The sequence below is a fragment of the Gracilimonas sp. genome (assembly GCF_031581265.1).
Lineage (GTDB): Bacteria > Bacteroidota > Rhodothermia > Balneolales > Balneolaceae > Gracilimonas.
Window position 1 is genome coordinate 52,750 of record NZ_JAVLBQ010000003.1, and the last position, 18,577, is coordinate 71,326.

General features: G+C 41.4%; 17 protein-coding genes. 10 read left to right on the forward strand and 7 right to left on the reverse strand.

Features of this window, described 5'->3' with window-relative positions; translation table 11 throughout:
• Nucleotides 1-14: 14 nt before the first annotated feature.
• Complete coding sequence (gene ubiE, locus RI561_RS02225) at nucleotides 15-704, reverse strand: bifunctional demethylmenaquinone methyltransferase/2-methoxy-6-polyprenyl-1,4-benzoquinol methylase UbiE (RefSeq protein ID WP_395078586.1); 690 nt, start codon at nucleotides 702-704, stop codon at nucleotides 15-17.
• Nucleotides 705-1,091: 387 nt separating this feature from the next.
• On the opposite strand from ubiE, the gene RI561_RS02230 reads away from it, so the two are divergent.
• Together RI561_RS02230 and RI561_RS02235 are read left to right on the forward strand one after the other, a co-directional pair.
• On the forward strand, nucleotides 1,092-1,838 hold the full coding sequence (locus RI561_RS02230) for a hypothetical protein (protein WP_395078587.1): 747 nt from the start codon (nucleotides 1,092-1,094) through the stop codon (nucleotides 1,836-1,838).
• 285 nt (nucleotides 1,839-2,123) lie between these two features.
• On the forward strand, nucleotides 2,124-2,288 hold the full coding sequence (locus tag RI561_RS02235) for a hypothetical protein (RefSeq protein WP_395078588.1): 165 nt from the start codon (nucleotides 2,124-2,126) through the stop codon (nucleotides 2,286-2,288).
• Here RI561_RS02235 and RI561_RS02240 read toward each other — a convergent pair.
• The 4 genes from RI561_RS02240 to RI561_RS02255 form a co-directional block, all read right to left on the reverse strand.
• Nucleotides 2,269-2,856, reverse strand: a complete 588-nt coding sequence (locus tag RI561_RS02240) for a Fic/DOC family protein (protein WP_395078661.1) — start codon at nucleotides 2,854-2,856, stop codon at nucleotides 2,269-2,271. The genes RI561_RS02235 and RI561_RS02240 overlap by 20 nt on opposite strands.
• 336 nt (nucleotides 2,857-3,192) lie before the next feature.
• Nucleotides 3,193-3,813, reverse strand: coding sequence for a histidine phosphatase family protein (locus RI561_RS02245; RefSeq protein WP_395078589.1), 621 nt, complete (start codon nucleotides 3,811-3,813; stop codon nucleotides 3,193-3,195).
• A gap of 16 nt (nucleotides 3,814-3,829) precedes the next feature.
• Nucleotides 3,830-4,510 (reverse strand): hypothetical protein, encoded by a 681-nt coding sequence (locus RI561_RS02250; RefSeq protein WP_395078590.1) that lies wholly within the window; start codon nucleotides 4,508-4,510, stop codon nucleotides 3,830-3,832.
• Between the two features lie 31 nt (nucleotides 4,511-4,541).
• Nucleotides 4,542-5,246, reverse strand: coding sequence for a ComF family protein (locus RI561_RS02255; RefSeq protein WP_395078591.1), 705 nt, complete (start codon nucleotides 5,244-5,246; stop codon nucleotides 4,542-4,544).
• A 99-nt stretch (nucleotides 5,247-5,345) separates the two neighbouring features.
• On the opposite strand from RI561_RS02255, the gene RI561_RS02260 reads away from it, so the two are divergent.
• The 4 genes from RI561_RS02260 (at nucleotide 5,346) to RI561_RS02275 (ending at nucleotide 10,312) form a co-directional block, all read left to right on the forward strand.
• Nucleotides 5,346-6,425, forward strand: coding sequence for a helix-turn-helix domain-containing protein (locus tag RI561_RS02260; RefSeq protein WP_395078592.1), 1,080 nt, complete (start codon nucleotides 5,346-5,348; stop codon nucleotides 6,423-6,425).
• Nucleotides 6,426-6,436: 11 nt separating this feature from the next.
• Entirely contained in the window at nucleotides 6,437-8,437 is a 2,001-nt protein-coding gene (ligA, locus tag RI561_RS02265; RefSeq protein WP_395078593.1) for an NAD-dependent DNA ligase LigA, read from the forward strand.
• A gap of 218 nt (nucleotides 8,438-8,655) precedes the next feature.
• A complete protein-coding gene (locus tag RI561_RS02270) occupies nucleotides 8,656-9,870 on the forward strand; it encodes an alanine dehydrogenase (protein ID WP_395078594.1) in 1,215 nt (404 codons plus the stop codon).
• A 73-nt stretch (nucleotides 9,871-9,943) separates the two neighbouring features.
• The gene (locus RI561_RS02275) at nucleotides 9,944-10,312 is read left to right on the forward strand and encodes a hypothetical protein (protein ID WP_395078595.1); all 369 of its coding nucleotides are present in this window, start codon (nucleotides 9,944-9,946) and stop codon (nucleotides 10,310-10,312) included.
• A gap of 293 nt (nucleotides 10,313-10,605) precedes the next feature.
• On the opposite strand, the gene acs is transcribed toward RI561_RS02275, so the two are convergent.
• A complete protein-coding gene (gene acs / locus RI561_RS02280) occupies nucleotides 10,606-12,504 on the reverse strand; it encodes an acetate--CoA ligase (protein ID WP_395078596.1) in 1,899 nt (632 codons plus the stop codon).
• Between the two features lie 221 nt (nucleotides 12,505-12,725).
• Between acs and RI561_RS02285 the strand changes: the two genes are divergently transcribed.
• On the forward strand, nucleotides 12,726-13,727 hold the full coding sequence (locus tag RI561_RS02285; RefSeq protein WP_395078597.1) for an IS30 family transposase: 1,002 nt from the start codon (nucleotides 12,726-12,728) through the stop codon (nucleotides 13,725-13,727).
• Nucleotides 13,728-14,049: 322 nt separating this feature from the next.
• On the opposite strand, the gene RI561_RS02290 is transcribed toward RI561_RS02285, so the two are convergent.
• Nucleotides 14,050-14,730: a hypothetical protein gene (locus RI561_RS02290; protein ID WP_395078598.1), complete on the reverse strand. Its 681-nt coding sequence runs from the start codon at nucleotides 14,728-14,730 to the stop codon at nucleotides 14,050-14,052.
• A gap of 428 nt (nucleotides 14,731-15,158) precedes the next feature.
• Between RI561_RS02290 and RI561_RS02295 the strand changes: the two genes are divergently transcribed.
• From RI561_RS02295 to RI561_RS02305, 3 genes are all read left to right on the forward strand, one after another.
• Nucleotides 15,159-16,610: a redoxin domain-containing protein gene (locus RI561_RS02295; protein ID WP_395078599.1), complete on the forward strand. Its 1,452-nt coding sequence runs from the start codon at nucleotides 15,159-15,161 to the stop codon at nucleotides 16,608-16,610.
• Nucleotides 16,610-17,761 (forward strand): glycoside hydrolase family 3 protein, encoded by a 1,152-nt coding sequence (locus RI561_RS02300; RefSeq protein WP_395078600.1) that lies wholly within the window; start codon nucleotides 16,610-16,612, stop codon nucleotides 17,759-17,761. Before RI561_RS02295 ends, RI561_RS02300 begins: the two co-directional genes overlap by 1 nt.
• A gap of 96 nt (nucleotides 17,762-17,857) precedes the next feature.
• Nucleotides 17,858-18,511 carry an HD domain-containing protein gene (locus RI561_RS02305; RefSeq protein WP_395078601.1) on the forward strand — a complete coding sequence of 218 codons (654 nt, stop codon included), beginning with the start codon at nucleotides 17,858-17,860 and terminating at the stop codon, nucleotides 18,509-18,511.
• Nucleotides 18,512-18,577 lie beyond the last annotated feature (66 nt).

An 18,577-nucleotide genomic window follows, 5' to 3' on the forward strand; every position in this document is an offset into this window, starting at 1 on the left:
CGATGAATATAACATTATTGAACCACTCCTACATAAACGTATGCGATTCCCGCTGTTAACTTAACGGCCCGTCTACTTTCATACGCTTTAGACTCATCCATCAACGCCAAAAATTTATCACCTGCGGGAAATTTAGCGCTGGTTCTGGGGAGATAGGTATATGCTTCTCGGTTACCGCTCAACAATCCGCCAATGGCCGGCATGATGTGTTGACTGTAAAGTTCATAGGGAAATTTCATCAATCCTTTGGGTTGACCAAATTCCAGCACTACCACCCTGCCACCCGGTTTTACCACACGAGCCATCTCCTTAAGCGCTACTACCGGATCATCCACATTTCTGATTCCAAAAGCGATGCTGGCGATGTCAAATTTGTCATCGTCATACGGAAGGTTCATGGCATCGGCCACTTCGAAATCGATTTTGAGTCCTTCTTTTTCTGCCTTGGCCGGGGCGGGTTCTATCATAGGGGCGCAGAAATCAGTGCCCATCACATAGCCTGAATCTCCCACTGCTTTTTTAAATTCAATGGCAAGGTCGCCGGTACCCGTAGCACAATCCAATACATGATCGCCTTCATGAGCTCCGCTTTCCAATACCGCCTTTTTCCTCCATGCATGATGCACGCCAAACGATAACACGCTGTTAATGCGATCGTAATCATCGGCAATATCAGCAAACATGGATCTTACTTTTTCACTCATAACACTGGGTTGTTTTCACTTTGAATTATAAAACCCAAAGCAGGCTAAAATGGTTCTTTTTTGATGGATGGAAAGGTAAGGAATAAATGGAAGAGTGATAACTATTTTCGGGTTGAGGTATGGCATGTTTAGAATTTTCTATGCCACGAAATCTCGAAAACACAAAAGGGAATGGGAAGATGTTGCAGCTTATTCGGTGATGAGGAAGCAATTCCTTACAGATTTTATCAGGAATTTTTTACCCTTTAATTCCTGATAACATACCTTAATACATATCAAGGGTTTGTGAACAGAGGGATTGGGAATTTATAATGAGTTTTTACACCTTCCTTCGTTACATATAATTATATGTTATATAGCGGAAAGATAAATTAAAATGAATTGCGTATGGAAATAATATGGAGTATTACTCAAAATGATATTCGAAAGGTAAAAGAAGTGATTAGTAGTAATCAAAATGCCTTTTTACAAGCTCGAAAAGAGCGAAATGTTCATCGGCTTAATTTACAAATAAATAAAGACGCTATAATTCGGGCGTTACTAATGTGTCTTTTGACATCACAACAACGTTCAGGTCCTGATTCAGTTGTAGGTAATTTTTTAGGACAGTCACCATTTCCAGTTACCTATGAAAAGATTCAGCAATCCGATAATATTGAATTTTTTGTAAAAGACACGCTTACCGACCATGACTTAACCAGATTTCTAAATCGGATTAGTAAGTTTTTTACTTCGAATATCAAGAAGTTTCAAGAGAATAATTGGGCTATTATTTCAGAATTAAAAAACTTGGCGGAAATTGATTCAAAAACAGAAGAACGTAGAATCGCTGACAAATATAATGATGAACTTAAAGGACTTGGACCAAAGCAAGCGAGAAATTTTCTACAGGCACTTGGTTTAACGAAATATGAGATACCAATTGACTCTCGGATTACAAACTGGTTGAATGAATTTGGATTTCCTGTCTCCTTAAGTTCTTCTCCACTTGGAGATGTTGGCTATTATCATTTTGTATTAGATGGAATTCAAGAACTATGTAAAAAAGCACAAGTTTATCCATGTTTGCTCGATGCTGCAATTTTTTCCAGTTTTGACAACAACGGTTGGACTAAAGAAAAAGTCAGATTTTAATTTCTATTCATGTAATTTACACCGCTATATAATCGAGTAGACAGCCGTGAACCATAAGTCCACGGTGCGCCTTTCACACCACCGTACACAGGCACCCATGCCGGGTACACACAATGCGTGTCAACGTGGACTTGGTCGCTGTTTGCCCTTTTAGAATTTGTTTGCTAAAAGATGTTCCCAGTATTATTTACATTACCAGCCAATAAGGCCAAGCCGGTTAACCCGAAAGCCGTTATAATCCTCACCAGGTAAGAACTTTTATTCACTTTTTGGTATATTAAAGGTATGAAATCAAAGAAAAATATCGAATCTATTTCCCGTGGAGCTATGAAATCACAGCGGGCATCTTTTCGTATTGAAGGGATTGATATATCCAAAAAAAGAGCTGAGCAAATCCGCCGGGAAGTGGTTCAGGAGTTTCAAGAAAAGGTTACTTCTCCAACATCCTGAAAAGCTGTATCATCGGTTGGTAATTCTTTTCTGCCGCTGATTGAACGGCTTTTATATATTCAGACATTCCCTTTTCTGTAATTTTCTCGAACCTGAATTTATCGAAGTCAAACTTTACCGTAATTAAATCTGAGAAAAGTCGTGCTGTACGTCCATTTCCTTCTCTAAATGGGTGAATGAATAACAATTCAGCATGCATCGGAGCAACATATTGTACCAGCACCTCATAACTTTCTATCTGTTTAGGAAGCTCATTAAGAAATTCTGTTTCAAATTCCTGAATAATGGTTGGTAGAAATTTGGCTGTTGGAAAAGTGAATCCACCTTTGGACATATTTACTTGCCTAAGTTCTCCTGCAAACTCGTACAAATGACGTAGGGCGATTTGATGAATTTCTGAGATCAGGTTCCAATCGAAAGCATCCGTTTTATCTAATTCGGATTCAATTTTAATTTCAGCCCTAAGAAATCCACGATATTCTTCATCTGCAACCTTATCTGGATCGATTAATCCAAGTTTGTTGGGAAGGATCTCATCTTCTGATTTTGGCGTATGATATTTTATGATATTTCATGTCTTAAAGATAAGCCGTAATGAAGTAAAGCGCATTATAATCGAGCAAACGACCGTCAGCCATAAACTCACGGTGCGCCTCTCACACCACCGTCTAATCTACCTTAACGCCAACGGTGCTATATTTATGAAAATTAGTTGACGTTAGTAACACTGTTGTTAACAAATCCATATATCATGATTACAAGAGAGAAAGTAAAAAAGAAATAGATCGACTCTCTAACACGGAATTGGAAAAAATTATACCTGCATTTGTCTTCTCTTAATAAGACTAAAAAACAAATCATAATCCCGAGAACACTTAAACCCTTGGCCTTCCTTCATCACACCTCAAACCAACTCCACCAAATGATCCGTCTTATTTAGCTCCACGGGCTCAAATTTTCCACTCTCCCAGGTCAGTCGGTTAATGGCACCGTTTTGATGTTCGATCTTATGCATGTTTTTCAGTCCGTGTCCCAGCCATTCGGAAAGCAATATCCGGGTCAACCTGCCATGGATCATAAACACTATGTTTTCTTCTGAAGAGGTGGATAATACGTCCTGCACTTTTCCATTGGCCCTTTCAAAAGTTTGGCGAGGCGATGCTCCTTTTTCGGGAGCAAAATCCACATTTCCTCCTTTCCACTGTTCGTGTACGGCCATTACCTGATCTTTGATTTCTGTATAAACTTGCCCCTCCAATACCCCAAAATTGATCTCATCCAGTTCCGAATATTTTTCAACCTTTAGTTGACGCTGTTCAGCTAAGGGTTGTACGGTTTCGTGGGTGCGGCGTAATCCACTGGCTATTATTCGTTGGATTTCAAAAGACTCGAGTGCTTTACAAATGGCTTTGGCCTGTAATCTACCAGTCTCATTGATGGAGGCATCTATACTTCTGCCTTGTATAATACTTGCTTTGTTATTGTCCGTCTCTCCGTGGCGGATGAAAAATAATTCCTTCCTCATAGGGTGCCTGAAATCTTTAATCTTTGTTTTTCTTCTCTTTGTGATAGTTTATAATTCGAATCAATTCTTTTTCCATTTCATTCACCTGTCCGGTGAGTTTGCCTAACTTCAACCCATACCGGATAAGCAGCATATTTAAAACCCGGTCTTCTTTAGAAACATCCGGTAATACAAAAAACTTCTTTTGCAGAAACTGAATGAGCAGACGTAGTAATCCTACTTTATACAAAAAGAAAAGTCCCAGGCCGTACCAAATGGCATTAAAACTCACGTCGAGATCCAGCCCTGAAATAGCATCCTGTAGGGAAACACCAATCAAAAATAGCACTGAAATGGTATAAATCACTCCATCTCTGCTAAGCATTTTAATAATCGGAGTGGTCATAATGTTCACAAATACACCGGTATTGAAATACCATAAAAAGTATCCCACCAAAGATATCAAGGCAGCTAACCAGGGGGTGACTCCAAAAACGGCAAGCACAAAGAAGAACATTAGGGAAATACCATCGGCACTTTTAACCCAAGCATCAGCTTCTTCGATAATTTTTTCGAGTGGGTGCTGTTCCAATAATCCCGGAACATATTTTTTAATTCCTTCCCTTGTGATATGATACCAATTCCCGTTTGAGGTAGTTATACCATCAGGGAGTTCAAGCATTTGCCAATTAAAACGACCTCTTTGAAAATTTTCCATATCGTAAATATAGGTACTTAAATACACTGATTCAGGCTTGAGCCACTGTCGCAATAATCATTTGGTTGCATCCCGACTTTTTTAATTCTGAAGCCAACTCAAAAGTTGTAGAACCGGTGGTAAATACATCATCCACTAAAATAATTAGACAGTTTTTAACTGCATCTTTATGCCCCACTTCAAAGGCTCCTTCTATATTCTTTCTTCTTTTTTCGAGCGAAAAACCGGTTTGGGTGCTGGTGTTTTTAATTCGCTTTACGGCATCTTTGGACAGAATATGCAACTTAGTGACTTTAGCAATTCCGTGGGCTATATGGAATGCTTGGTTATAGCCTCTCATGCGACGCTTTTTGGGATGCAACGGAACCGGTAACAATCTGACTTTATTCTGCTTTATAGCTTGCACAAAAAAGGGATTCATTAAAAGACTTTTCCCCAACTGCCGTCCCAAATCTTCTCCTACTCCCGTTAATCTATGATACTTGAGCTGATGCAATAATTCTTGTAAATAACCTCCCTTATCAAAATTCCAAAGGGCATGTTGCAGAATAATTCCCTCCGGCAATATTGCTCCACTTGAGGATTGCTTACCTTCCCGATAAGCCAATTCAAATTTATCGTTCAGGCAGTGATTGCAGACGAATTGCTCTTGGGATGATAATTTCAACCCACAAACCGTACATACTTTGGGAAACAGGATATGTGATATTCCCTCTTTAAAACTTTTTAAAAGCATATTTATCCCGTGATTGATTAAAGTCAAAAGTTTGCTTTTCCTATCACATTTATTTACTTAGCTTCTTATAATTTTGTACGCAGACTCAAACTATACTTTATGTCTCTCGGAAAAGATCTCGCTTCAATACGAAAAAGCCAAAACCTCTCCCTCGAGGATATACAAAATGCCATTAAAATTCCTATGGATACCTTGGAAAGTATCGAGGACGATAGCATTTTTTCCGATCCATCCAAGAATAAAACATATATCCGCAGTTTTGTTCGTAGCTATGCCAAGGTTTTAAAAATTGAAGATGAGAAAATTGTCCAGGCGCTGGATGAAGTTGAAGAAGGAAATTATTCCGGAGATATTTTTAAGAACGATACATCTGCACAGCAAGAATCCACCCCAAGCTATGGTACTGCCCTCGATTTTAAACCCTCAACTGATGATGACACGGTAGATGATGCTCGCGAATCGGCTCAGCCAAAGAAATCGTCCCAGGTTGAAACCAGTCCGGCCCCTGCCCCCACTCCTGCTACTGATTCAATTAATTGGGCAGATATGGGTAAAAAATTCTCTGCGGCTAACACGAATTCTAAAATTTGGATAGTTACAGCGTCTATAGCAATTATCGTAATTATAGTCGGTTCAGGCATTATCTTCAGTGATAATATTGCTTCGTTTTTTAGCTCTGATCCTTCTGTAGCTCAACAGGAAATGGCAGAAAATCCCCAAACCGAACAATCTCAAATTCCCGCTGCCAATGATTCAGTTGAAAACGAATCTCAACAGAATACTACTGCTGATCCTGAGACAGCATCTCCATCAAATAGCATAACCCTTGGAGATACACTTACCATTGATGTATATGCAGCATACGACAAATTAGATCCCGTTCGTGTAACCAGCGATTTTAACTGGCAAACAAATCCTTTCTGGATGGAAGAGGGTCAAGCCTATAAATTCGATTTTCGTGATTCTCTGTTAGTTCGTGGTCAGTATAGAAATTTTTTACTGCTTTTTAACGGGCATGTCATTCAAAACCCACGTCAAAACTATTTTGACACTACTTTTAATTCTATTTTAATTACCCGCTCTATTTTAGAACAACCTGCATTCCTTGCTCCGCCGCCTGAAGAGTTTCCGCTGGATGTAGGAGCACCGGACAGCTCAACCTACAGAATTAGATTTTAGCTTACTATTTCATGAACAAAAAAGAAGCCCGCGAACGCGTAGAAGAACTCAGAAATCTACTCGACCAGGCCAACGAAGCTTATTATCAAAAGGCCAAGCCGTTTATAAGTGATAAAGAGTTCGATGAATACCTAAAAGAACTTGAAAAGCTTGAAGAACAATTTGATCTGCACGACCCTGAATCTCCTACCAATCGTGTAGGTGGGGATGTCTCCTCCGATTTTGAGACCGTTCAGCATCCCGTTCCTCTCCTAAGCCTCGATAACACATACAATGAAGAAGAACTCAACGACTTTGACGGGAGGGTGCAAAGGATATTAGGTCATACCAATTATGACTACATGTGTGAGCTGAAATTTGACGGAGCCTCCATTCGCCTGAGATATGAAAACGGAGAATTGGTGCTTGGAGCTACCCGTGGTGATGGCCAACAGGGAGATGACATCACCAATAACATCAAAACTATTCAGGATATACCACTGAGGTTGAATGGAGATAATATCCCGGCTGTGGTAGAAGTTCGGGGTGAAGCCTATATGGAACGTGAAGCCTTTGCCCGGATGAATCAAAGGCGGGAAGAAGAAGGGCTGAATGTATTTGCGAATCCAAGAAACTCAACCGCCGGATCACTGAAAATGCAGGATCCAAAAGCAGTTGCACAACGTCCCATACGCTTTTTTGCTTTTGATCTGCTGCTGGATGATGAAGACAATGCTTTAACACAGTCACGTAAAGCCGAGTTACTTCGCGAGTTTGGCCTCCCTGTGGCTGAATATTATAAAGTGTGTTCATCAATGGATGAGATTCATGCTTTGATTAAAAAATGGGATGAGCTTCGCCATAACCTGCCCTACGAAACGGATGGTGTGGTTATCAAAGTAAACCAAAGTAGTTTGAGGGAGCAGTTGGGAACTACTTCTAAATTTCCTCGCTGGGCCATAGCATATAAATTTGAAGCTGAACAAGCTACAACGATTATACAAGATATTACTTTACAAGTGGGGAGACTGGGCACTATTACTCCAGTAGCAGAACTGGATGCTGTGGAATTAGCCGGTACAACAGTGAAACGAGCCTCCCTTCATAATGAAGATGAAATTCAGCGTAAAGACATTCGTATTGGCGATACCGTAGTAGTAGAAAAAGCCGGTGAGATTATTCCACAGGTAATCAGCGTGGTAAATCCCGATCGAGCCGGACGAAGTGCCCCATACACCTTCCCTGAAAAATGCCCTGCCTGTGATTCAGAGCTCATCAAATATGAAGATGAAGTAGCCTGGCGATGCGTGAATCCTACCTGTCCGCCACAAGTTCGAATTCGGATTGAACATTTTGCCTCCCGGGATGCGATGGACATTGAGGGACTTGGGGAATCGGTAGTGGATCAGTTAGTGTCCGAGGGTTTGATCAAAACTTACGCCGACCTGTATGATTTAGAGAAAGAACAAATCATTGAACTGGAACGCATGGCTGAAAAAAGTGCTCAGAATTTAATTGATGCTATTAAGAAAAGTAAGGAACAACCGTTTGAGCGGGTCGTCTATGCATTGGGAATTCGTTTTGTCGGGAAAACGGTGGCCAAAGACCTTGCTAAAGCTTTCAAAACAATGGAGAAATTGCAATCTATTTCCAAAGAAGAGCTGGAAGCAGTGGACTCGATAGGACCGCGTATTGCAGAATCGGTAGTTAAGTTTTTCAGCAACCCAAAAAATAAAGCCATTGTGCACCGACTTGGAGAACATGGGCTTCAATTTGAAAAAGAGGAAGAGGAACAAGCATCCAGCATTTTTGAGGGAAAGAAATTTGTGCTTACCGGTTCACTCCCAACTTATACACGAAAAGAAGCCACCGAAATCATCGAAAAACACGGTGGAAAGACAGCTTCTTCCGTAAGTGGAAATACGGACTATGTGTTGGCAGGAGAGTCGGCAGGCAGCAAGCTTGATAAAGCGAAAAAACTTGGTACAGAAATTTTGGATGAAGCAACATTTCGTGAGATGATTGGGGAGTAGTAATGAAGTGAAGAGTGATAAAGTTAGTTTTTTATCTCTTTTCCCAAGATTCAATTTCTGTAAGTTTCCAAAGATTATTCTAACTGTAGGCAGGTACTTTGATAACTGAACCAAAATAATTCAAGCCTACTTTATCACTCCTCACTTCATCACTTTATAACTCATCCTCAAAATTCGCTATCTTCAAAATAACACTTCTATTTTAACTAGTTAGGCCTATGGACATCAAACCACTGGATACCGAACAAATTGGATTGAAGACGCTGGAAAAGCATCTCATTCGCTCAAAAAGTAAGGTTTCGTTAAAAATTGGGTTACCTAAAGAGATCTCCAACGATGAACGGCGTGTTTCTCTCACTCCGGGTGGTGTTTCTATTCTGAAAGCAAACGGGCATGAAGTTTTTATAGAAAAAGGAGCCGGAGAAGCGGCTAATTTCAGTGACGTCGAATACGCTGATGCGGGTGCTGAATTAGCCTATAGCTCCCAAGAAGTCTTTAAAAAATCAGAACTGATCCTCAAAATTGCTCCTTTGGTTGAAGAAGAATTTGAGTATTTGGAAGAAGATCAGGCTTTGATTTCAGCTCTTCATATGGGCAGCCAAACCCAAAAATATTTGGAGGCTCTTACTAATAAATCAATTACCGGCATCGGCTATGAGTTCATCCGGGGAGAGGATAAAGAATTTCCTTTGGTACGAATGATGCATGAGATTACCGGTTCTATGTCGGTGCAGATTGCTGCTCACTACCTTGAAAGTATGAGTGGCGGGCAAGGTATTATGCTGGGTGGAATTTCCGGGGTACCCCCTGCTACTGTCGTTATTTTGGGGGCGGGTATTACCGGAGAGTATGCCGCACGAACTGCCCTTGGTTATGGAGCCCAGGTCTTTGTGATGGATACCGATTTAACTGCACTTCGCCGATTAGAAAATGCTTTGGATCGGAGGATCATTACTGCCGTAGCCAATCATCAGTATTTGAATTCAGCTTTACGATTTGCAGATGTCATCATCGGGGCTGCCATGGCGGAAGGAGAGCGTTCTCCCTGCTGGGTCACGGAGGAAATGATCATCAATATGAAACCGGGCAGTGTTGTCGTAGATACCGTGATCGATCAGGGCGGTTGTGTGGCAACCAGCAAGCCAACCACGCACTCCAACCCGGTGTATTCTGAGCATGACGTCATTCATCACTGCGTTCCAAATATACCTGCTAATGTACCCAGAACGGCCACTTATGCCCTTAATAATGTATTGGTTCCCTACATCTTAGCCATCGGCGATGCGGGCGGAGTGAAGGAGTGTCTGTGGGAGAATGTAGCCCTCCGAAATGGCACCTATTCCTACAAAAAGCACATCACCAAAAAGTCTCTCGCCAAAATGTTTGATATGAATTTTCGTGAAATCGAAATGCTTATTGCCTCGCAGATTTAATTTTAAATGATGAATGTTAAGTGTTAAATGCTGCTTAATCATTTAACACATAACATTTAAATTGAACACTTCCTTGTCAGAACTCACCGAATCAAACTACAAGCGCATTTCCATCATCAACTGGTTGCTTACGGTTCCCATGATAGTGCTTTTTGCCTGGCCGTATTTTTACGGAGCCGGATTGATGGGGCTGGATATTATTGTGCGATACGCCGGGGCTTTCATTTTTGCAACTCCCTTTATGCTTACCATTCTGCATGGACATGTGACGATGGCTCTCGGCTCTGTTCACCGCCACCATTACTACAACTGGATGACCAACGAAAAGCCTCTCACCTATGGATTATTTTTTCATCCTAATTTCGTAAAAACCCGCTTCCGGTTGATCATGTTAATAGTGAGTTTGTTGATTCTACCGATTGGGTATTTGCTTGGGATATAGAAAGTACTATCCATCACCCCGTTTCTCCCTTTTACTACATCTTACCTAAGCATCCGGGAAACGGAAAGATGGATTTGATCCTATAGCTCCATCTTTCGGCTCAGCCTAAATAGGTTTGAAAAATAATTATAGAGACGAGCCGGGTGATGGAGCGAGCCAAAGGTAAAAACAGTTAAATTCTCGATAGTTTTAGCAAACTGGTTCAAGCGTCCGTTTGGACCAAAAGATTGCTGAATCAAACACCGCACAGCCCAGAAACTGGCGCTAATTGGTCTTTAAAGGTTATCTTCATTCTAAATTGCTTTTCCTGCCTTGATATCATCCACCACACTTGGATCAAGCAGCGTTGATGTATCTCCGAGATTATCCAAATCATCCGCGGCAATCTTTCTTAAAATTCGGCGCATGATTTTACCTGAGCGCGTTTTCGGTAATCCACTTACTACCTGGATTTTATCCGGCTTGGCAATGGGACTAATTATCTTGGTAACCAGATCCAGCAGTTCTTTCTTGAATACTTCCTGATCTTTAATCTCACCTTCGCAGATCATAAAAGAATACACGCCCTGCCCTTTGATATCATGTGGATATCCAACTACGGCTGTCTCTACTACTTTGGGATGCTCATCAAGGGCATTCTCGATCTCCGCCGTTCCCAAACGGTGACCTGAAACATTCAACACATCATCCACGCGGCCCGTGATTCGATAGTAGCCATCTTCATCGCGACGACAGCCATCTCCGGTAAAGTAATAGCCCTCGTATGTACTAAGATAGGTTTGAATATATCGTTCATGATCTCCATATACCGTTCGGGCAATTCCCGGCCAAGGATGCTTGATGCACAAGTTCCCCTGTACGCCATTTCCTTCAATCTCATCTCCGTTTTCATCCATCAAAGTCGGAAAAATTCCGGGAAGCGGCAGCGTTGCAAATCCGGGTTTGGTTGGGGTGATTCCCGCCAGTGGCGAAATCATGATACCACCTGTTTCCGTTTGCCACCACGTATCCACGATCGGACATTTTCCTCCGCCAATATGGTCATGATACCAATGCCAAGCCTCTTCATTAATCGGTTCACCAACGGTTCCAAGTACTTTCAGTGAACTCAGGTCATATTTTTTGACATAGTCTATATCGTATGACATCAGTGCGCGAATAGCCGTTGGGGCTGTATAAAAATGGGTGACTTTGTACTTCTCAACAACTTCCCACAAACGACCAGCATCGGGATAAGTTGGTGTCCCCTCAAAAATGATTCCAGTAGCACCGTTAAAAAGAGGACCGTAAATGATATAACTGTGTCCGGTGATCCAGCCTGCATCAGCCGTGCACCAATAGACATCATCAGCACCTACCTGAAATACTTGTCGGAACGAATAGCTTGTGTATACCATATAACCGCCACAGGTATGAACCACTCCTTTAGGTTTTCCGGTTGAGCCTGACGTGTAGAGAATAAAAAGCGGATCTTCGGCATCCATTTCTACCGCTTCGTGCTTTTTGGAAGCATTTCGAATTAAAATATGCCACCACTCATCACGACCTTTTTTCCAGTCAATATCACGGTTGGTACGCTGACATACGATCACATTTTCAACTGAAGGAGAATTTTCGAGCGCTTCATCCGAGATATCTTTGAGCGGAACGTGCTTATCGCCTCGCCGAAGTCCATCGTTAGTGATTAACATTTTTGCATCGCAATCATTAATGCGCTCAGAAAGTGCCTGAGACGAAAATCCTGCAAAAACAATGGAATGAACCGCTCCAATTCGTGCACAAGCCAAGGCAGAGATTACCAATTCCGGGGTCATTGCCATATAAATAACTACGCGGTCACCCTTTTCAACCCCCTTGCTCTCGAGCACATTTGCAAAGCGGCAGACGTCCGCGTGCAACTGTTTATAGGTGATGGTTCGGCGGAAGGAATCGGGGTGATTCGGTTCAAAAATAAATGCCGTTTTATTGCCAATGGTATTCAAGTGGCGATCCAGTGCATTTTCAGTTACGTTCAACTTTCCACCTTCAAACCATTTAATATTGGCCTCTTTAAAGCTCCCGGATTGAGTTTTGTCCCATCGTTTTCGCCAATAAAATGTCCCAGCTTCATGATCCCAAAATTTCAGCCGATCCTGTTCACTTTCTTTAAAAGTTTTCTTGTAGTCTTCAAATGATTTGATATTAAGCCACATACATCCTCTGATTGGTTATTAATTTCATTTGATGTTGAGGTTTTTTGAGCGGAGAATCAAGTGGAAAACCCATTATTAAAAAAAAGCCTGTCACTTTGTTTGAGTGCAGGCTTATGATTTTCATACTTCCTGAGTTCAAGTAATAAGTGCAACACGAAAAAATAACCTTGAGGGGCGCGCCCCTCAGGGTTTTCGGCCAAGCGGCTTATATTCGTGTTATCATGCAAAAATACAAACAACTTGACCTACAAGATCGTCATAAGATTAAAGCTCTGCTCCAGGCAGGCCATTCACAAACTAAAATCGCAGAAATAATTGGCGTTCACAAATCAACGGTCTCTCGGGAGCTTTCCCGTAACGTTGCTTCCCGTGGACGCTATGCCAACGAGTATCGCCCAGGGGCCGCCCAACGAAAAACCAACCGGCGCCATCGCGATAAGCGTAAACATATTCGCTTCACCGACCACTTAAAGCAGCAGGCCAGCCATTGGTTGCGCGAGGAAAAGCTCAGCCCGGAACTCATCAGCGCCCGTTGGATTGTGCGGGGAATCGATGGGGTATCCCATGAGGCAATATACCAATGGGTTTGGCGGGGGAAACGCCAGAAAGATCCCTCCACCTGTGACCTCTACAAACATCTTAAACACGGTCGGCGAAGGCGCAAAAGAGGTAATTATAACGACTCCAGAGGAGTTCTCACTGGACTCATAGGGATCGAAGAACGCCCTGAGGTGGTCGCCGAGCGCACACGGCTGGGAGACCTGGAATGTGACTTTATGATAGGCAAAGCTCACCAATCCGCCTTACTTGTACTCACCGATCGAGCCACGCTTCTTACTCGCCTGAAAAAGGTTACCAGCCGACAGGCAGAGCCCACCGAAGCGGCTATTGAACAAATTCTGAGGCGAGTTCCGAAAGCGTTCATCAAAACCTTGACCTTTGATAACGATAAGGGCTTTGCCAATCACCAGTCAATCGGCAACACATTAGACGCTGATGTATACTTTACCCGGCCTTATACCTCCCAAGACAAGGGGACGGTAGAAAACAGAATTGGAGTGATCCGGCAGTTCTTTCCAAAGGGTACAGACCTGCGGGAAGTATCTGAGCAGCGTATTAAAACCGTCGAACGACATCTCAACAATAGACCTATTCGAAAATTTGATTACCTTTCACCTATACAGCAAACCCTAAAACACCGCGCTGTTGCACTAATAACTTGAACACGGCCTTCCTTATTTCAAATCAAAAAGATTATAAGAGTCAATATCATTGCGATAGATGATGTTAAAAAAACAAGACTATTCTGAAAATCAGAAAATTGTTCCAATCTATATTGATTATAAAGTAAAATAGAAAATGAACAAAATATCACAAACATACATAAATAGATTTGTGTCCAAGTTTCAGTTTTCCAAATTAAAAAAACAATCGATGCTGAAACCACCGTACTAAGTAGCTTAATTCGATTATACTTAGATTCTGCTTTTTCTGATAAACTAACATTGGTTCTCGGCCATTTTAGAGACCAAAATTTCTCGCTACTCATTCTTGTAAATACTCCTCGTATTCTATTTCTGCCAATTCTAATTCTGCATTCATAACTGAATACACTGTCCCAGCACAAGCTCCGTAAAAGGCTCCACCACCCACTGGTGATAATATCGTAGAAAGACCAGCTGCAGTAGCCCCACATGCTAACAATGCTCCGGTTGCAGTTGCTAATATTTTCTGCTTTTCAGCACTATAAACAGCTGAACAATTTGCCTTAAGTTTATTCGCATTTTCATAATGTTCATTTATAAATGATCCTATTGCTTTTTTAAAATACTCTCCTTTTGATTTACTATCCATTTTTCCAAATAATGGAAATTCTTTTTCAAGATTATTGTAAAGCATTAAATTTGATTCAATAAGTTTATTGTATTCACTATAATCATTAAAGCCTAATAATTTTATTTTTGAAGTTTCCACTTCTTTAGAAATGAATTCTTCACCAATAGGTTTCAAGTTCATTAGCTTTTCATTATGGTTTAATCTATCCCCTCTACTTAACGAAAAATCATTGGAAGTACTATAATTCATAATACCGAAAACTGCGGCGAGTAAAATAATAGCTGCAGCCGAACCATATTGAACAACTTTTTTCAATGAATATACTTTGGAGACAGGTTTGGAAGCTTTCTTGCGATCCATCAATTCTTTTAGGTTCGCTACACTTTTCATGTAATCCAGGTAATAATCATCCTGAATTAATTATGCCCATAACTCATCGGTTTCTTCTGCATTCAGTTTGCCATTGACATACAGATCAATTTTCCTCTCAAGGTCTTTGTTTACTTTGCTTTCTATCATTGTGATTATGTAATTATGATTACTAACTGAAGCATTATTTCACCAAGAAATATTGCCTAAAAATATCTTTTGAATAATAACTGCTTAACTTTCTATGATGCTACCCAAGTCTTATTATCTTTAACAAGAGTAACAACCTTCTCATTTGTTACACTTTTATTTCAAAAATCTTAAAAAAATGTTTCTGAAATTTACTTTCTTATTTAAAAGAGTAGCTGATAACCCTTATTGTTACAGTTTTTTATGGTATTCCAACCAATATTAAATTATTCTAATATTTAACCTTTATGAATTCGAGATTGAATTTATTTTACACACTCATTTTTGGACTACTATTATTTTCTTCTTGTTCTAATTCAGCAACCACTACCATAGAGGGTACTATTGATTATCTGGGAGACACGCCTCTAATCCTTGAAGAAAAGCCCGTTCATTATAAATATGCACCGGTCCAAAGGGATACAATAACCGTTGATTCAAATGGTGACTTTACTCTTTCAATTACTGTTGAAGAACCTGAAATCAGGCAAATAATTTTAGAAGACCAATCGTATCCCCTCTATGTAACTCCCGGCAATGATCTCACTGTGCAAATCACTCGCTCCAATTTCCCAAAAAACGTTCAAGTAGAAGGGTATGAACAAAACTGGGATACACAGTATAATGACTATCTGAATGAAATTGACGGGCTCGATACCCAAATTTCTGAAGAAGAAGAAAAAATTAAAGTTGGGGAAGACAATCAATTGCTTAGGCTCAGCAAACAAAAATATGAGACTGCAAAAAAGTACCTGCAGAATACCCCTCTTGATGATTATTACCTCAAAACCATAGGAGAATATCTTGTTTTTAAAGTGAGGGCTATAGAATATAATGATCGCCATTTTGACAATTTTGACGCAGACTCAGCCCGTGAGGTTTTGTTCGCAGAAGCCGATTCGTTAGGATTTTTTACGTATGAATCGCAACTCGCTCAACGGGCCGGCATCCGGGATTTTACCCATTACTATTCCAGAACTTTTGGCATTTACGACAGTGTAAAAGCAGCATACGGCATGGACCTCTCAGAATATGATATTAAACAAGTTGCCTACGAAGAGCTGAATGAAAAGCGAATTGAGGTCATGAACCATATCGAAGATCGGGATGCACTTGCTCATGCCCGCATGCATCTTATAGCAGAACGAATTGGAGAACAGGGCATTGAAACGGCCCAACCGAGCTATGATCGGTATTTAGAAGAGTTCTCTGATTATCCCAAATACACTGAATTTCTGAGATATTTTTATAATGAAATTAAATCTGTTTCTCCCGGACAACCCGCAGTACCCTTTGCCATTCCGGATATTGACGGAAATATCCACACCATGGAAGATTACAGGGGTAAATTTGTACTCCTTGATTTTTGGGCGGGATGGTGTCAGCCTTGCCTGGAGGAATTTCCCCATATGAAAGAGATCTACCAAAACTATTCTCGGGATGAACTCGAAATTGTTGGCATCTCAAATGAAGTGGACAGCCTTGTTTGGGTACAAGACATTCAACGCCTCGACCTCCCCTGGCCTCAGCTATATAGCGGAGACGGTTTTCAGGAAGAAACATTCAGAGCATATAAAGGGGGCGGAATTCCTTTCTATATTTTGGTTGATCCTGATGGAAAAATTGCCCGTTATAACGATATTCGGGCTTCTTTTAACTTCACCACGGTGTTTGATTCCCTTTTACAAGAATACCAAAATCAACAAAACTAATGCTCCGAATATTACTCGCTTTATTGCTTTTTTCAGGTTTAATTGGTTGTCAAAAATCCCATACCAACACTACAGAACAAGCATCTCAAGAGATCATTGATCCATTGCGACTCGGACAAATGATTATGGTAGGATTTCGGGGCACTGAACTTTCGGAAGACAGCACCATTTACAAAGATCTCTCCGAGCGCAATATTTCCGGAGTAGTATTGTTTGACCGCGATGTAATTACCGGAAATCGCAGCCGCAATATTGAAGATCCCACGCAGCTCATGCATCTCAGCAACGATATCATTGCCGCTACTCCTAATTCTCCTTTTATCGCGGTCGATCAGGAGGGAGGATTGGTGAGCCGACTCAAAGAGAGTAAAGGATTTCCAAGATCCGTTTCCGCGGAGTATTTAGGGAATTTAGATAATGAAGACTCCACCCGACATTATGCACGCATCATGGCGCAGGAATTTATGGTAGTGCGCACCAACACGAATTTTGCCCCGGTTGTGGACGTAAATACCAATCCCAACAACCCTGTGATTGGAGAACTGGAACGCAGTTTCTCATCCGATCCTCAAAAAGTAGCTGAACACGCCGGCTATGTCATTGACGAATATTCCAAAGAGGGGATTCTCTCGGTGCTGAAGCACTTTCCCGGTCATGGCAGCTCGACCACCGATAGTCACTTAGGATTTACGGATGTAACAGACACTTGGGAGCCAAAAGAACTCATTCCTTACGAAAAGCTCTTCGCTGAACATGATATTCGGGCTGTGATGACCGCCCACATCTTTAATGCCAATATTGATTCCGTTTGGCCGGCAACATTATCTAATAAAACCATCAATGGACTTTTGCGCGATTCGCTGGGATTTGAGGGAGTCGTATTCTCTGACGACATGCAAATGGATGCCATCCGTGCCGAATACGGATTAGAAACAGCCATTCAGCAAGCCATTAATGCCGGAGTAGATGTACTCATATTTGGCAATAACCTACACTATGAACCGGACATTGCCGAACGAGCTATTGGCATCATCCAAAAACTGCTTCGGGAAGGAAAAATTGAAAAGGAAACAGTTGAGCGATCCATTGCCCGTATCGATTCTTTGAAGATTGATGTGATCGACGAGTTGTGCAGTTGTATGGATTTTTAGTTTTTAGGTGTTAGGGGCAAGGGGCAAGTAGTTTCATAAGCCTAACACCTTGCCTCTAAAACCTAAAACCTCGCCTCTAATATCTATATTCTCTATATGAATCCATCTGAAATTCTTACCAAAACCGAAAACTACGTCCGCCAAAAACTGGAAGGTGAAGGAACCGGACATGATTGGTGGCACATTCACCGGGTCCGAAATATGGCATTGAAAATTGGAAAAGAAGAAAATGCTGATCTCTTTGTGGTAGAACTCGCTGCTCTTCTCCACGATATAGCGGATCATAAATTTCATGATGGGGATGAAGATATTGGTCCTGCCACCGCCCGAAACTGGTTGGAAAATTTGAATGTTGATGAGAAAGCAATAAATCACGTCACTCACATCATTCGGGATGCCTCATTCAAGGGAGCCGAAGTAGATACACCCATGAAAACCATCGAAGGAAAAGTAGTACAGGATGCCGACCGGCTTGATGCTTTAGGAGCTATAGGAATTGCACGAGCGTTTGCATACGGCGGACATAAAGGCCGGGAACTTCATAACCCAGACATCCCCCCGAAAAAACATGACTCATTCGATCAGTACAAAAAGAGTACCGGCCCAACCCTCAATCACTTTTATGAAAAATTATTCCTTCTCAAAGATAGAATGAATACGGATTACGGCCTCAAGCTGGCTGAAGAGCGCCATCAGTTTATGGAGGAATTTGTAAATAGATTCCTACTGGAATGGGACGGTAAAGAATAAAGCGCTCCGACGCAGAGCAGTCGGAGCGAGGGCAAATGGGACTCGTAAAGGTAAATTATGAATGCT

Coding starts and splice junctions, on each gene's coding strand:
- ubiE (WP_395078586.1), bottom strand. CDS start 704: ATGAGTGAAAAAGTAAGATCCATGTTTGCTGATATTGCCGATGATTAC.
- RI561_RS02230 (WP_395078587.1), top strand. CDS start 1,092: ATGGAAATAATATGGAGTATTACTCAAAATGATATTCGAAAGGTAAAA.
- RI561_RS02235 (WP_395078588.1), top strand. CDS start 2,124: ATGAAATCAAAGAAAAATATCGAATCTATTTCCCGTGGAGCTATGAAA.
- RI561_RS02245 (WP_395078589.1), bottom strand. CDS start 3,813: ATGAGGAAGGAATTATTTTTCATCCGCCACGGAGAGACGGACAATAAC.
- RI561_RS02250 (WP_395078590.1), bottom strand. CDS start 4,510: ATGGAAAATTTTCAAAGAGGTCGTTTTAATTGGCAAATGCTTGAACTC.
- RI561_RS02255 (WP_395078591.1), bottom strand. CDS start 5,246: ATGCTTTTAAAAAGTTTTAAAGAGGGAATATCACATATCCTGTTTCCC.
- RI561_RS02260 (WP_395078592.1), top strand. CDS start 5,346: ATGTCTCTCGGAAAAGATCTCGCTTCAATACGAAAAAGCCAAAACCTC.
- ligA (WP_395078593.1), top strand. CDS start 6,437: ATGAACAAAAAAGAAGCCCGCGAACGCGTAGAAGAACTCAGAAATCTA.
- RI561_RS02270 (WP_395078594.1), top strand. CDS start 8,656: ATGGACATCAAACCACTGGATACCGAACAAATTGGATTGAAGACGCTG.
- acs (WP_395078596.1), bottom strand. CDS start 12,504: ATGTGGCTTAATATCAAATCATTTGAAGACTACAAGAAAACTTTTAAA.
- RI561_RS02285 (WP_395078597.1), top strand. CDS start 12,726: ATGCAAAAATACAAACAACTTGACCTACAAGATCGTCATAAGATTAAA.
- RI561_RS02290 (WP_395078598.1), bottom strand. CDS start 14,730: ATGAAAAGTGTAGCGAACCTAAAAGAATTGATGGATCGCAAGAAAGCT.
- RI561_RS02300 (WP_395078600.1), top strand. CDS start 16,610: ATGCTCCGAATATTACTCGCTTTATTGCTTTTTTCAGGTTTAATTGGT.
- RI561_RS02305 (WP_395078601.1), top strand. CDS start 17,858: ATGAATCCATCTGAAATTCTTACCAAAACCGAAAACTACGTCCGCCAA.